Consider the following 1234-nt stretch of genomic DNA (forward strand, 5'->3'; position numbering starts at 1 on the left):
CGACAGAAAGGCCGGCAGCTGGATGATGTCGCAGACCTCAGCGACGACCGCGGCCTGATCAGGCTCGTGGACGTCGGTGATGATCGGCACGCCGAAGGCTTGTTTGATGTCTTGGAAGATGCGCATGCCTTCTTCCAGGCCAGGGCCGCGATACGAGGTCACAGAAGACCGGTTGGCCTTGTCGAAACTGGCCTTGAACACGTAAGGAATGCCGAGTTTCTCAGTGACCTTCACATACTCTTCGCAAACCTGCATGGCCATGTCACGGCTTTCCAGCACGTTCATGCCGCCGAACAGCACCATGGGTTTGTCGTTGGCAATCTCGATGTCGCCGACGCGGATGATCTTCTGTGCCATCGGGTTACGCCTTCTTCTGGTGTTGAGCCAACGCAGCTTTTACGAAACCGCTGAACAGCGGGTGACCGTCACGTGGAGTCGAGGTGAACTCCGGGTGGAACTGGCAAGCGACGAACCATGGATGATCCGGCGCTTCGACCACTTCAACCAGCGCGGCATCAGCGGAGCGACCGGAAATCTTCAGGCCGGCTTCGATGATCTGTGGCAGCAGGTTGTTGTTCACTTCATAGCGGTGACGGTGACGTTCAACGATCACGTCCTTGCCGTAGCAATCGTGCACCTTGGAGCCGGCTTCGAGCAGGCATTCCTGAGCGCCGAGGCGCATGGTGCCGCCCAGATCGGACGCTTCGGTACGCACTTCAACCGCGCCGGTGGCGTCTTCCCACTCGGTGATCAGACCCACGACCGGATGGCCGCTGGCGCGATCGAACTCGGTGGAGTTGGCGTCTTTCCAGCCCAGCACGTTACGGGCGAACTCGATGACCGCCACTTGCATGCCCAGGCAGATACCCAGGTACGGAACCTTGTTTTCACGAGCGTACTGAACGGCCGTGATCTTGCCTTCAACGCCACGCAGACCGAAGCCGCCCGGCACGAGGATCGCATCGACGCCTTCGAGCAGCGCAGTGCCCTGGTTCTCGATGTCTTCGGAATCGATGTAACGCAGGTTGACCTTGGTACGGTTGGTGATGCCGGCGTGACTCATCGCTTCGATCAGCGACTTGTAGGCGTCCAGCAGTTCCATGTACTTGCCGACCATCGCGATGGTCACTTCGTGCTCTGGATTGAGCTTGGCATCAACGACCTTTTCCCACTCGGACAGGTCGGCGCCATTGCATTGCAGGCCGAAACTCTGTATGACGTATTCGTTATGATT

The 1234-nt window shown here is 58.7% G+C and carries 1 protein-coding gene and 1 pseudogene; both read right to left on the minus strand.

The genetic code is table 11. The annotated features are described in order from the left end of the window. Window positions 1–357, minus strand: a pseudogene (locus ACIP8I_RS27150) (3-deoxy-8-phosphooctulonate synthase); the annotation flags it as partial. Between the two features lie 4 nt (window positions 358–361). After that, window positions 362–1234 (minus strand): CTP synthase (locus ACIP8I_RS27155; RefSeq protein ID WP_400764931.1); only part of this gene is annotated, 873 nt, incomplete at its 5' end.

The organism is Pseudomonas sp. NPDC088414 (genome assembly GCF_044753325.1).
GTDB lineage: Bacteria > Pseudomonadota > Gammaproteobacteria > Pseudomonadales > Pseudomonadaceae > Aquipseudomonas.